The organism is Rhodanobacter sp. C05, assembly GCF_002001165.1.
Lineage (GTDB): Bacteria > Pseudomonadota > Gammaproteobacteria > Xanthomonadales > Rhodanobacteraceae > Rhodanobacter.
In genome coordinates, this window is sequence record NZ_MUNQ01000006.1 from 97,940 (window position 1) to 110,726 (window position 12,787).

Below are 12,787 nucleotides of genomic sequence, written 5' to 3' on the forward strand. Positions count from 1 at the left end.
GCATCCTGATTGACGCTGGCCCAAACGTTGGCGCAGCGGTGTCACTTTGTTATTCGTGGTATCCCGTGGCGCAGCAGCAACAGCAACTTTCTCGGCAACGGTGAGAAAACACGGAAGTATGCTCGCACTGGTGTGCTCCTTACATTACATACCTGACGTCTCAAGATGCGTAGCGTTTTCCATTGATGCCACAGTGCCTTGGGCACATTCGCATAAATATCAAGAAAGATGCGATGGTTCATTCGGATTGCGCTGACGATCATTCCTTCAAGTAGAACAATGATCAAGTGGGTTGCCAGAAGCGGCCACATCAGTGGCGTTGGCGTGAAAATGAAAAGTACGAAGGTCTTGTTGCGCTCGCTCAGGCGTCTTCTCCTTACGCTGCTCTTGAGCCGGTTCCCATCGATGCGAGCCCCGCCAAAACTAGTGCCTAGGCGGTGACGAAAGCCGCTTCTGCTAGCAGTATGCACGCCCACACCGCACGAGCGAGCAAAGCAACACAGATAGAGATCTTCGGCAATCGACTCCATCCATTCCGGGAAGCCCCCCAGCGTGTTCCACAGACTGCGCGAGATCCACAGACAAGCACCAATGGCCATGGCCACTTCGGTGCGCTTCGGGTCGAGATTGGGAATGGGGTTGTAGAACGGATCGAGCATGCAGCCACGATCAACCAGAGTCCCGGTGGTCCAGTCATATTGCGGCAAAGTGAGAATGACGGGGGAGGGGTCGCCCAGCGTTGTATCCATCAGCGTAGAAAGAGCATCGGGAAAGAGAGCGGCATCGTTGTTCAACAGCAGGATGTATTCGCCACGGGCATGTGCTGCCATGCGGTTATTGCTGATGCAGAAACCCACGTTTTTTGCACTGACTAGTACTTCGACCTGTGGATAGCAATCACGCAGCAGAGCCAGCGACTCGTCAGTCGAGGCATCGTCGTGGACGATGATCTCGACAGTGAATTCGCCGTGCTGGGCGAGCACGGAATCCAGGCAGTCGGCCAGCAAGGCCACACCATTATAGTTTGCAATGCATACCGAACAGACCGGTGTTTCCGGGCGGTTCACGGCAGGATAGTGTTGAACCACGCCCATGTATTTGCGATTCCTTCGTGCAGCAATGTCGTTGCGTTCCAGCCGTAATGCTGGCGGGCAAGGCTCGCGTCCATCACCACCCGCGGCGCATCCACAGCGCGACCAGTATCATAGGAACGTTGCAACACTCGACCGGTGACAGCCTCCATCACATTGAACAGTTCATTGAGGCTTACCCCGGCACCACTGCCAGCGTTAAGTACGCGTGCCCCGTCCGACATCGGCGTGGCCAGTGTGGCGATGCACAGTGCTACGAAATCCTCGATGTACAGATAATCACGAATGGCCGAACCGTCCCCCCAAACCGGTAAGGTTTCACCGCGGCTGATCTTACCCAGGCCGGTAGGGACGATGCCGAAGCCGGTGCGTTCGTACTGGCCGGGTCCGTAGATATTGGACGGCCGCAGGATGGTCGCGCCGCCACCGTACTGGCTACACCATGCGCCGATGAAATGTTCCGCGGTGATCTTGCTTGCGCCGTGATAGGAGCGCGGTCGAACGGGGGAGGACTCGGTTGCGAGCTCTTCCGGCGCGGTGGCATACAGGCTACCGCCGGAGGATAGGTAGAGCAGATTCGACTGCGGATGCGTCTGCAGCGCCTGCAACAGGGCCAGGGTCGGACGCAGGTTGTGCTGCAGTTCCGCCATCGCATGACCGGCCGAGCTGCCCGGCGTGGAACGCGACGCCGTATGAATCACGGCACGGCTGCGCCTGAGCAGCGGCAGGAAATGTTCGGGTTCATTCGGTTCGCCGATGATGATATCGACGTTAGCCAGAGCCAGGTCGATAGGTTGGCGGCTGACCGCGATCACTTGCTCGCCACGTTCTGCCAGCGTGCGAACCAGATGCGTCCCGACAAAGCCGCCTGCGCCCAGGATCAGGATGGAATCACTCAATGCTGTCGTTCCCAATCAGTCCTCGATAGATGCGAGTGTAGCGCTGTGCACAATCGTCCCAGGTACCGATCTCTCGAACGGCCCAATCGCGCGCCGCTGCGCCGAAACGCCGGTTGGTGTTGGCGTCCTCCAGTTGCATCAGTGCAGCGCCGTAAGCCTCAGTCGAGTCGCAAAGCATGCCTGTCACCCCATCATCTACGACGCTGGCATGCGCTGGCATGCGTGAGGCGATGATCGGTAGTGCCGCAGCCATGGCTTCCAGCATCACTTGCGGTCGGCCTTCAGCATGGCGACTTAGCGTAATCAGTCCGCAGGCGCCGGGAAACCAATCGGTGGCCAGTTGTTCAGGTGTTGCCGCGCCGTGGTAGTGAACCCAGTCCGGTACGGTGACGCCCTCCTGCATCGGCCCAAACAGATGCAACTCGCGATCGGTGTGATGGAACAAATCATGCGACCATTCAAACAGGGGGCCGATCTTGTCGGCAGTCAAACGGGTCACCACCAGCCAGCGCTTGGATGCCTGTATGTTGAGAGTTCGCTGGATGGCGTACCAGCGTGGACTGATCCCAAAAGACACGGGGATCACCTCGGCGACATCGCCGAAAGCTGCCAACAGGGGGGCGTGCATCCATTCCGCATTAGGACATATCGCCACCTTGCGCCGGCGCATGACCCGTCGCAGCAGGTGGCGCATGAGCGGCAGGCGCAGCAACTTCAGGTCATTGCCCAATACCGTGATCAGCGCCGGTTTGCCGTTGCGAGGCAACGGCAGGGCGCATTGCAGCCAGTTGATATGGTAGACGTCCACGGTGTGATGGCGACGGTAAGCTGCTGCGATCATGCGTAGCAGCTTCACTGGTGTCGACAGAGTGCGCACGCCGCCGCTGCGCATCAGATGGGAAATGCCACCGGCGGCCATCAATCGCTTCAGCCACGTTGCTTCCTGCGAAGTTGTGATCGATGTGGCCGTGACCGGCAATTCGCCGGGTGGCGCCCAAACCGCAAGCTGGATGTCGCGTCGGCGGGCCAGTGCTGCCACCAGGTGCCGCATGAATACACCGCGCCAGTCCGCAACGTCGGCCGGATAGGATGTGCTTAGTAGTAACACGTGCAACACGTCGGACGATCCACGAGAAGGCTGGGTGTCACTCATCGCAAGCCCGGCAAGTCGCATAGTTCGGCCAGGGCTTGGTTCAGGCGCCCGCCGATGTTCAATGTCTGCAGTCGTTTCAATACGACGCGTGCGTCAACACTTCTACCCTGTGCTGCCAGCATACGGATCAAGGTGATCTGGTACGCGGGCTCATTCGGTGCGGCCTTGACGGCTTGCTGAATCATCTGCTCACCGAGCTCTTGGTCGTCCAGTACATTCCAGGCGTAGTCACCGTAGGTGGCAAGTAAACGCGCGCTGGGGTCGGGATGGGAGAGCGCGGCGTGGAAGGCGGCGATCATATGATCTCTGGGCAGGTCGCAATGTCGTTCGCGGTTGCACTGGGTCAGTGCGGCCAGCGAGCTCTCGTCCTGTACACCAGGTTTCCGTGCTTTCAGCTTGACGATCATGCTGTCCCACCAAGCGTCCTTCAGCGCCAGATGCATGCGTGAGTTCATGAAGATCAGCGCCTGCTCCGGCAGGATCGAAGAGTTCGGCAGTGCGGCGGATCGTTCCAGCGGGGCATAGGCCAGCTGGGTGAACGGGGAGTCCGGATCGTAGTGTGAGTTGATGATGTAGGTGCGACCGAGTTCGTATTGCGCACGTGGCGATTGCGGCACGCGGCTGGCCAGATCTTCGGCAAGCCGCAATGGGTTGCCCCAGGCATGGGCGGTGAGCGCGGTCAGTGCTGTCCAGCACAGCATCAAACCGGCCAGGAGGGCATACCGTGGAAGTGCCATCGGCAAGATGCCGACGACACTTCCTAGAGGAAGCATCGTTGGCGCAGCGAGCAGCGGAATGATCGCCAGCAGCAGGCCGAAACTGGCGAAGTAGTTGCGGTGCTCGTAGATCAGCTCCAGCGGCAGGATGGTGCCGGTGAGCAGCTGGCAGCCGAGGAATAGTGCGATGCCGAGTGCGGCCAGCGGCTGGCGTCGGCGCAGCCAGATCATCAGCGCTATCAACACACCAAGAAACATGATGCTAGCCAGCGTGGTCCACGGTGTCAGTAGCCCACTCGAGATTTGGAAATTGTCGTGATAGAACGACAGTGCATCCGACGTCGGCAGCAGAGTCCACACGATATAATCGACGATGATGCGCATCTCGCTGAACAGGCGTGTGCCCAGAGTGAAGTCCCGGGCGGCCCAGACTTCGGCGTTGAATATGCCAGGAAGCAACCACACCAGCCCCACCGCCATCGGTAGCGCAAGCACCAGCAGGAACAGCGCGATGATGCGGCGGTCGCGGCGCCAAGCCGGCGACGCCTCGGATGCGGTAGCTGCGGGGGCGGCGTTCTGGGAGCTTTGAAAACCGAACAGGATCCACTCAATCAGGAACGCATAAAACGGCAACATTACCGCCGTTTCTTTGGCTAGGATACCGATCGCTGCCGGGATGGTAATGCTGACTAGACATAGGATGAAGCCTCGGCTGGTGGTTGAATTCGCGTTCCAACCTGGTTCTTTCCTGTGAGCATGGGAAGGGACAGCGTAGATGGCAATGTTCATCCCCTGCATGCGCTGTCGTCCGGTGACATACCCGATCAGGCCAAGCAGCACGAACAGGTTGGCCATGCTCTCCATTCGTTGCACAACATAGAGCACGCCGGTGAGGTTGATTGGTAGCAGCAGCCAGCCGGCTGCGATCAGAGCGGCGATGATACCGACCGTCCGTGCTCCTGCCTCATGCACTATTTCGGTGCCCACTGGAGCAGCTTCAGTCGCTCCTAAAGCCGCTCCATCTGCGGATTGAGCTTTCTTGCGGACAGCAACCTGGATCAGCTCTTGGGACAGCAAAAACACCAGTAATCCGTTCAACAGGTGGATGACCAGGTTGGTGAACTTCATCCAATAGGGATCGAGCCCGCTTGCAAGGTAATTGGCGGCAAAACTCAGCGAGGCTAATGGCCGTTTGAATTCGCTGGCGGGCGACGACAGCGCGGCACGCACCAGCGAGGACACGCTGGCATCATGTGGCTGTACGCCGATGTTATCGACGATATTGGGGTAGTCATCGAACAGGTAGGCACCCGACAGTCCCATGCTGTAGATCGCGGTAGTTAGCATGAGCGCTGCCAGCAGCAGCCACCAGCCCGCACGGGTGTGGCCAGCCCTGGCTGGCGTTATAAGTGAGGCGTTCATTGGTGGCCGGCAACCTTGGCTTGGGCGTCCTGACGTAGTGTATCGCGCAGCCGCTGGACCTCCTTCGGCCAGTAGTCCTGCCGCTGCAATACCCATGCGTGTAGCCATGGCATGCCACTGGTCGGCGACACTCGTGGCACCTGCAATGCGCGATAGTGATCAAGGTGAGCCAATCCCTCCTGTGGGTAGCCTGCGGCGCCGAGCAGCGCGGCCTGGTTCAGCGCGGCACCGGTACGTACGTCCAGGTCGAGTGCGGCGTTGAAATCGCGCAATGCCGCCGCCGGGTCATGTCGGGCCAGGGCAATGTGGCCCTTCAGATACAGTAGGTCCTGATGACGGCCGTCCACTTCGACCAGTTTCGGGTTGGCTAGTCCGGCGTCCAGCAGACTATCCAGCGTAGTCAGGTCGAGTCCGTGGCAACGGCCCTGTACGGCGGCTTCAATACTCGAGTCGAACCAGTGCGCCAGCAGGCTGCCGGGATCGCGTGTACGGGAAATGGCCTGGCGTGCCAGCTCAAAGTCGCTGGCGGATACTTTGCCGAGCATGCAGTGCGCACCGATCAAATTGAAGCTGAGCTGTACCTGATCCGGATCGGTGGGGAGCGCCGTAGTCAGGCGGGCGATGGCCTGCTGCGGTTTTCCGGCGGCCATTTCGAGCAGGGCTGCATTGGCCTGTGCGCGAGGCGAGCCGGGATTGAGTCGTGCCCACAACAGAGCTTGGTCGTGGGTGTTGCCCCATACCGCAGTGCAGGCATGGGTCATAACAGCGAGTCCGGATAGCAGCACGAAAGCCAGCGCGCTCTTGAGCATCGCCACAGATCGGAGCTTGTTCGGCATGGCCTTGTGTGGCCATGTCGCGACTAGGTGTTGGTTCCGTTGAGTGATGCCCACCAGCCACAAGGCTAGTGGCCAGAACATCAGCATCGCCGGGAGGTAGTTGCGATGCTCGAAGTAGAGCTCGAGCTGCAAGGTAGTGGACTCCATCATCTGGCCGACGAAATAAAACAGGATCGCTAAAGCCAGGGCAGGAAACTTAGTGCGCAGGCACCAAGCCCCTACGATGAGGCTGAATACAGCAAGCAGCGCGGGCAGAGTGGTCGCTGGCGACCACAGCGACGTCGAGGCTGACACCTGGTCATTGAACAGGCCTGGCGTGAACGGGCGTGGTAGCCACAGCAGATCGAGATAATCCATAAGCACGCGTGGCTCGGTCAGCAAACGTTGGCCCATGGTCCAAGGTCGTAGTGCCGACACACCGTGGACGAAGCCGCTCCACCCGGCATGCAGCAGATAAGCGCCAAGCAGCAGCGATGGCAGACCGGCAAGTAGCAGCATGCTTTGGCGATAGGCGGATGGCAGCGACTGCCTAGAACCGGAGGCGGGCAAGGCAGCCTCCGGTTCGCGCATCGCAGGACTGCACTGCTGCAGCCAGACGTACTCGATCACCAAAGCCAATGACGGCAGCAGGACACCGTTGGCTTTGCTGAGTACGCCAAATACAGTGCAGCCCCCTAGTCCGACCACGATCCAGCACAGTCCACGGCGCGGGCGATCATGCAGCATTGCGTGACGCCCATGCAGCCACAGCAGCAGGCCCAGCAAGGTGAAACTGGCAGGCAGCATGGCCTCGCGCTGCACGATATACAGCGTAGTCGAGACTAGCAGGGGATGCAGCAGCCAGAATGCGGCGCCGAGCACTGCGGCCACGTCATTGCGGCCACGTTCGGCTGGCACGAACGATTCACGGCCAAGACGGCGCAACAGCAGTGCCAGCAGCACACCATTGAGCAAATGCAGTAACAGGTTCGTGCGCTTGAACGGATATGGTGCAGCTGGCCAATCGCGCGCATCGAGCAGAAAGCTCAGCAGCGCCATGGGCCGGCCGGTGGGGTCGGCTGCACCGGATGTGATGTAGCGAAAAAACGTGGCCCAGTTATCCACCGGCCCGCTGGTGCCTAGCGCGGGAAGATTGCCAAAGTCATCGAAAAGGAAGCCGCCGTGCAAGCCTGGGGCATAAGCCCACACCGCGAGTGCGAGCACAGACGCAGCAAGCAACATGATAGAGAGAATTGAAAGTCGATATGACATTGCAGTTCCACACCAAAAAAGAAGGGCCGCGCTGGGCGGCCCTTCCTGATCATCACAGAAACTATGAAGTTACTGACGGCACGAGGTCGGCAGGTACTTGGCAAGAACTGTGGTGTAAGTGGTGTTCTTGCAGCTCCACTCAATCGAACCGGCATGGGTGATGGCGGACAGGCTGAAAGTAGACGAGGCGATCGCCGTGTTAGCGGAGTTACCAAACTCCACCACGATTATGCCCGTTTTGGTTCCGACATTTACGTCCTTGACATATTTGCCGATGATCTCGTTGTCAGGGGCTAGACCGGCCGAAACGTTGCTTGGCGGGAAGCCGCCCGTATTCGAGTAATACTCGGCGATAGCCGTCTTGGCGCCATCGGCCAAGGTTGACGCTTCCGATACCTGCGAACGAACCAGGTAGTCCTGGTAGGCCGGGATGGCGATGGCAGCGAGGATCGCGATGATCGCAACCACGATCATCAGTTCGATCAGTGTAAAGCCTTTCTGCATGTTCTTCATGGTGGTTCCTCTGTAGTGGTTAGCTAACCGTTTGATGCCCCCTGAGCCCCGGTCCCGAATTCCCCCTAGCTTAGGATCGGACCCCATACTCATGGTCAGGAACGACCAGGAAGCTCGCGGCAAAGCGAAGCAGGTTGTGTGCCAGCATTGCCGCGGGTGTATTTCCGCATACCGAAGGCTCCGGGATTGTGCCTCTCGTCACGAAAGGCTGCAAGCACTGGGATGATTGGCTTGAGCCAATGTGAGGCAGGATCTGGTGCTGTCTGCAACACTTGTCATGATCGGGCAGATAGTGACGTATTTTGTCAGTTTGTGTAATGAATGGCGGTAGGTACCCATACTACTTGCGACAGGTCGTGGGCAGGTATTTGCCATCCAGCGTGCTTGGCGTGCACGACCACAGAATGCTGCCACCCGAGGTGGTTGGCGACAGCACTAACAGTGAATTGCGGATCGCTTGATTAGCTTTGGCACCTTGGAACGCCACGGTGATTGCTCCACCGGTTACGTCAACGCTGGACACATAATTGCCGCTGATGGCGGTTTTCGCGGCCAACCCCGCGGACTGGTTGCTCGGTGGATAGGTGCCGGTATTGGAGACGTAGTCCCAGACGGCGGATTTCGCTCCGGCAGCCAAGCTCATGCCCTCGGTGACCTGGGCACGGATCAGATAGTCCTGATAGGCCGGAATGGCGATGGCGGCGAGAATGGCGATGATCGCCACCACGATCATGAGTTCAATCAAGGTAAAGCCTGCGGAAGCGCGCTGGTCTTGCATGGATGGTCCCCCTGAAGTCGGAGGATAGCAGGCATGTTTTATACCAACTCGAACCGCATAATGTGCGCCACGTTGGGTTTCCGTATCAGCTATCGGGTGCGCCAATGGCGGATGCTGGCCTAGCTGCATGGACTTCATGCTTGCGTCGCTGCCACCACACTGCGCTAGCGCGCAAGGTGGTTATCGCCAGCAATATCTCGAACGGGCGGAACGGGATGGAATAGCGTGGCTCGGCCTGCAGCGTTGAGTAGACCAGAGTAACGAAGGCCAGCAGGCATATCACCGCGACCAGTACGGCGCGGCTTGCCTGCCACTCCCATGTCATCAAGCGTTGTGCTCGCGACCAGATGCAGAGCACGCTGGCCAAGGCCAGCAGCATCAGCACCGTATTGAACGCATGGCAGAACACTACCAGTGCGATCCACGCGGGTTGGATCTGGAAGGGTGCATTCTTGGTCGGGTAGATGAAGATATCGCCTTGGCCGATCTCGATGCCCCAGCCCCACAGCAGCGCCGGTTTGTCGACCAGATACCAGCGAGCGAATTGCAGCGGATGTTGCGAGAAGCGCCGGAGGATGGATCGCGCTCCCTGCAAAGGCGAAGTTTGCAGCAAGGTGTACTCGGTGTTCATTGATTGAAATATGGCGCGCGCGCGTGTCTGTTCGGCCTCATTTCCGAGCCTCAAGTCGCGCCATGCGGATTGAAAGCCAGGCCAACTACCCTGTACTAGATTCAGCAATGCACGATCAGTTGACGAATTGCCAGCGACGGGTACGACGAATACCGCGTTTCGCACAAACCAAGCACCCGGCAATGCAAGTGCTCCGATGGCCAGCGCGACGCACAGCTTGCGTGATGCCAGTTTGTGCTGTGCCAGCAATGCCGCGAGCAGGATGCCGAACGGCAGAAGTATCGCGTTGGTCAGGGCCGCTGCGCCCAACGTAATGCCAGCTATCACGGTGCGCCACAGACTTTGGCGTTGCAAGGCGCTGGCGACGGCGAGCATGCCCAGAACAAGCAGTAGATCAAATAGCGTTTCACTGAGTAGGTAGCCATTGATCGTGATGCTGTGCGGCCACACCGCCATTAGCAGACCGGCAGCGGTGGCCCAGCGCAGCGGCAGCCAGTGCCGTCCCAGCTGGGTAGCGAGGGTGACGGTCAGTGCACCGAGCAAGGCCTGACTCAGCAATACCGCGATATACCAGGTATCACCGAAGCCCAGCATTTTCATCCACAATGCAAGAAAGACTGGATAGCCGGGGTCACGATAGTTGTCGGGGTGGGTGAGGGTGGCGTCGGGAAGGTCTTTCGAGAATACGCCGTGATTGGCCAGATTCAACGCATAGGCGTAGTACTGAGTCGCGTCGCCACGCACCGGGTTCAGCACTACCGCGGTGCTGACGTAGTACCAGCGCAATCCGAAGGCAAGCATAAAGATGGCGAGTAGTACCAGCCATCCATGCCAGCCCTTGAGGTTTCTGTTTTCGCTCGTGGTCATCGGTTGCCAGCGACTGCGGTTGGGCACTTAGTATGCATGGTAGTGCAAGACCATGAAGCGTCACCGTATCTAAATCATGCAAGGGCGATCGTTGGTCGCGGTGGCGCGGACTAAGGATCGGATATTTCCAGATGGCTGCGCGTCCGGTATGGCGATTCCCCCAAGCCTGGTCAATCGCATGCTGTTTTCCATTTTCCGCAGTGAGCGGTATTTGTTGAACAGGTTCAACCTGCCGGCAGGTATTTCTTTGCTGGCGGTGGTTCGCCTCGAATGAAGCAGAAGAGCCGGGTTGGACTGAGTCTTATGAGGTGTGTTGCCTATATTCTGATATGAGTGTACGTCTCATAGGTCACGAAGCCGGCGTGTGGGTTTGAGCGGTTTTTGCGTGGCAGGAGACTTGCCTGTTGCACTCACGGCGCTTACCGTCACCTTTTCGACGCCAAAAAGGAACTCTCCATGAAGCTTCTGATTGCCGCGCTGCTGCTTGCGCTGGTGGCTGCACCTGCGATGGCGGGCGACACCGTGGACACCAGCTTCGTCAAGACGCAGGGGCCGCATCCGTTCAACGTGCGTGACCTAGTCATGATGCAGCGGGTCAGCGATCCGCAGCTGTCGCCGGATGGGCGCTATGCCGCGTTCGGCGTACGCAGTACCGACTATGCCGCGAACAAGGGCATCAATGCGGTGTATGTGCTGGATCTTTTGGGCAACGGCAGTCAGCCGGTGAAGGTGGTCGATAAGGCCGGCTCGGCGCGCTGGTCGGCGGATGGGCATAGCCTGTATTTCGTGGCGCCGGCCAAGGGCGTGGCGCAGTTGTGGCGGGTGGATCTGGGCGGCAAGGGTGGATTGGATCTGGCCAAACATGCGGCGCCGGTGCAGGTGAGTCACACACCGCTAGACATAAATGACTACAAGCTGTCGCCAGATGGCAAGAGCGTGTTGCTGTCGTATGAGGTGTTCACCGATTGCGCCACACTGACGTGCACCCAGCAGCGCGTCGCGGCGCGCGACAAGGACAAGGCCAGCGGCACACTGTACAGCAAGCTGTTCGTGCGGCATTGGGATACCTGGGCTAATGGCCGGCGCAACCAGTTGTTCATCGCAGACTTCGATAGCAACGGCCAGCTGTCGGCAGAGCCGACCCTGCTGAGCCGTGGCATCGACGGCGACGTACCGAGCAAGCCGTTTGGGGACGAGAGCGAATTCAGCTACGCGCCGGATGGCAAGACAGTGTATTTCGGTGCGCGCATCGCCGGAACCAACGAGCCGTGGTCGACCAACTTCGACGTTTACAGCGTGCTGGTGGATGGCTCGGCCACACCGCGGGATCTCACCACCGACAACAAGGCGTGGGATGCGTACCCTGTGGCCTCGCCGGACGGCAAGACGCTGTATTACTTGGCGATGAGGACGCCGGGCTTCGAGGCGGATCGCTTCTCGATCATGGCGCTGGATTTGGCCACCGGTACGAAGCATGAGGTCGACCCGAGGTGGGACCGTTCGCCCGGCGGCCTTACGATTTCAACCGATGGCAAGACGCTGTACACGACCATCGATGACAACGGGCAGCACCCGCTGTTCGCGATCGACACGGCCAGCGGCAAGGTCACCCAATTGGTTGGTGATGGCACGGTGGATGGCTATTCGCTGGTCGGTGACAAGTTGCTGCTAAGTCGCGATGACCTGAAGCGGCCGGCCGATCTGTACGTTGCCAATGCCAATGGCAGCGACCTGAAGCAGGTCACCCACTTCAACGCAGAGGATCTGAAGAACGCCAAGGTCGGCGATTTTGAGTTCTTCAACTTCAAGGGCTGGAACAACGAAACCGTGCAGGGTTATGTGGTCAAGCCGGTCGACTATCAGCCGGGCAAGACCTATCCAGTCGCCTTCATCATCCACGGTGGCCCGCAGGGTGCGATGATCAATGGCTGGAGCTACCGTTGGAATCCGCAGACATATGCTGGCCAGGGTTTCGCAGTGGTGACGGTAAACTTCCACGGTTCCACCGGTTACGGTCAGGCTTTCACCGATGCCATCTCCGGTGACTGGGGTGGCAAGCCGCTGGAGGATCTGAAGCTTGGCTGGAAGGCCGCGCTGGACAAGTACAGGTTCCTCGACGGTAACCGGGCCTGCGCACTCGGTGCCAGTTACGGCGGTTACATGACCTACTGGATCGCTGGTGTGTGGAACCAGCCGTGGAAGTGCCTGGTTGACCACGATGGCGTGTTCGATGCGCGCGCGATGTATTACGACACCGAGGAGTTGTGGTTCGAGGAGAAGGAGAACGGTGGCACGCAGTACGATCACCCGGAGAACTACGAGAAGTTCAATCCGCTTAACCACGTCAAGGACTGGCATGTGCCGATGTTGGTGGTGCACAGTGGAGACGATTTCCGCATTCCGATCACACAGGGTCTGGGTGCGTTCACCGCGATGCAGCGACGCGGCATCCCCAGCCAGTTCCTGACTTTCCCGGACGAGAATCACTGGATATTGAAGCCGCATAACAGCGTGCAATGGCACGATGCGGTCAACGCCTGGCTTAAGCAGTGGGCGGCGAAACAGGTATCGCCTGCTACTCACTGAGTTACGGTGTCGAGAAGCGCTCCTCCGCCATCACGTGATGGTGG

At 59.1% G+C, this 12,787-nt stretch carries 9 protein-coding genes; 1 reads left to right on the top strand and 8 read right to left on the bottom strand.

Annotated features, from left to right (window positions below; translation table 11 throughout):
* Positions 1–41: 41 nt before the first annotated feature.
* From B0E51_RS03130 to B0E51_RS03165, 8 genes are all read right to left on the bottom strand, one after another.
* Positions 42–1,094 carry a glycosyltransferase gene (locus B0E51_RS03130; RefSeq protein ID WP_077443392.1) on the bottom strand — a complete coding sequence of 351 codons (1,053 nt, stop codon included), beginning with the start codon at positions 1,092–1,094 and terminating at the stop codon, positions 42–44.
* A complete protein-coding gene (locus tag B0E51_RS03135) occupies positions 1,064–1,990 on the bottom strand; it encodes an NAD-dependent epimerase/dehydratase family protein (RefSeq protein ID WP_077443393.1) in 927 nt (308 codons plus the stop codon). The genes B0E51_RS03130 and B0E51_RS03135 overlap by 31 nt, the downstream gene beginning before the upstream one ends.
* A complete protein-coding gene (locus B0E51_RS03140) occupies positions 1,983–3,143 on the bottom strand; it encodes a glycosyltransferase (protein WP_254424386.1) in 1,161 nt (386 codons plus the stop codon). The genes B0E51_RS03135 and B0E51_RS03140 overlap by 8 nt, the downstream gene beginning before the upstream one ends.
* A complete protein-coding gene (locus B0E51_RS03145; protein WP_254424387.1) occupies positions 3,140–5,281 on the bottom strand; it encodes a hypothetical protein in 2,142 nt (713 codons plus the stop codon). The genes B0E51_RS03140 and B0E51_RS03145 overlap by 4 nt, the downstream gene beginning before the upstream one ends.
* Positions 5,278–7,368 (bottom strand): hypothetical protein, encoded by a 2,091-nt coding sequence (locus tag B0E51_RS03150; RefSeq protein WP_077443394.1) that lies wholly within the window; start codon positions 7,366–7,368, stop codon positions 5,278–5,280. Before B0E51_RS03150 ends, B0E51_RS03145 begins: the two co-directional genes overlap by 4 nt.
* A 69-nt stretch (positions 7,369–7,437) precedes the next feature.
* Positions 7,438–7,881, bottom strand: a complete 444-nt coding sequence (locus tag B0E51_RS03155) for a pilin (RefSeq protein WP_077443395.1) — start codon at positions 7,879–7,881, stop codon at positions 7,438–7,440.
* Positions 7,882–8,221: 340 nt separating this feature from the next.
* The gene (locus B0E51_RS03160) at positions 8,222–8,659 is read right to left on the bottom strand and encodes a pilin (protein WP_077443396.1); all 438 of its coding nucleotides are present in this window, start codon (positions 8,657–8,659) and stop codon (positions 8,222–8,224) included.
* A gap of 85 nt (positions 8,660–8,744) precedes the next feature.
* Positions 8,745–10,157 carry a glycosyltransferase family 39 protein gene (locus tag B0E51_RS03165; protein ID WP_077443397.1) on the bottom strand — a complete coding sequence of 471 codons (1,413 nt, stop codon included), beginning with the start codon at positions 10,155–10,157 and terminating at the stop codon, positions 8,745–8,747.
* 456 nt (positions 10,158–10,613) lie between these two features.
* On the opposite strand from B0E51_RS03165, the gene B0E51_RS03175 reads away from it, so the two are divergent.
* Positions 10,614–12,743, top strand: coding sequence for a S9 family peptidase (locus tag B0E51_RS03175; protein WP_077443399.1), 2,130 nt, complete (start codon positions 10,614–10,616; stop codon positions 12,741–12,743).
* Positions 12,744–12,787: the final 44 nt, after the last annotated feature.

Coding starts and splice junctions, on each gene's coding strand:
- B0E51_RS03145 (WP_254424387.1), bottom strand. CDS start 5,281: ATGAACGCCTCACTTATAACGCCAGCCAGGGCTGGCCACACCCGTGCG.
- B0E51_RS03160 (WP_077443396.1), bottom strand. CDS start 8,659: ATGCAAGACCAGCGCGCTTCCGCAGGCTTTACCTTGATTGAACTCATG.
- B0E51_RS03175 (WP_077443399.1), top strand. CDS start 10,614: ATGAAGCTTCTGATTGCCGCGCTGCTGCTTGCGCTGGTGGCTGCACCT.
- B0E51_RS03140 (WP_254424386.1), bottom strand. CDS start 3,143: ATGAGTGACACCCAGCCTTCTCGTGGATCGTCCGACGTGTTGCACGTG.
- B0E51_RS03165 (WP_077443397.1), bottom strand. CDS start 10,157: ATGACCACGAGCGAAAACAGAAACCTCAAGGGCTGGCATGGATGGCTG.
- B0E51_RS03155 (WP_077443395.1), bottom strand. CDS start 7,881: ATGAAGAACATGCAGAAAGGCTTTACACTGATCGAACTGATGATCGTG.
- B0E51_RS03150 (WP_077443394.1), bottom strand. CDS start 7,368: ATGTCATATCGACTTTCAATTCTCTCTATCATGTTGCTTGCTGCGTCT.
- B0E51_RS03130 (WP_077443392.1), bottom strand. CDS start 1,094: ATGGGCGTGGTTCAACACTATCCTGCCGTGAACCGCCCGGAAACACCG.